Here is a 332-nt window from a genome sequence, read left to right as displayed (position 1 = left end):
CGCATCTCTTCTATAAAGCTTTTAATTTCACTTATTTCCATAATTTTCTCCTTAAGCACCGTGGCAGTTTTTGTACTTTTTACCAGACCCACATGGACATGGATCGTTTCTGCCGACCGTTTGTTTTTTAACAACCGGTTGCTTTTTCATTTTCTTTTTACCATCAGATGCTTGCATTTTATTTTTATCGACGACTTGTTCACGTTTAATTTCTTCGTCCATTTGAACTTCAGTTTTTAATGTCATACGAGAAACATCATCTTCTATAGCATTCATCATCTGCTCAAACATTTCTAACCCTTCGTTTTGGTATTCTCTTAACGGGTTAATTT

Annotated in this window: 1 protein-coding gene; it reads right to left on the bottom strand. The window is 34.9% G+C overall.

Features of this window, described 5'->3' with window-relative positions; all coding sequences use genetic code 11:
* Positions 1-51: 51 nt before the first annotated feature.
* Positions 52-332 (bottom strand): SEC-C metal-binding domain-containing protein (locus tag HMPREF3029_RS08375; protein WP_210400787.1); only part of this gene is annotated, 281 nt, incomplete at its 5' end.

The organism is Nosocomiicoccus sp. HMSC059G07 (assembly GCF_001815515.1).
GTDB lineage: Bacteria > Bacillota > Bacilli > Staphylococcales > Salinicoccaceae > Nosocomiicoccus > Nosocomiicoccus ampullae_A.
Note: the sequence above shows the minus strand (reverse complement) of the source record. Positions and strands in the feature narration are given on the sequence as shown.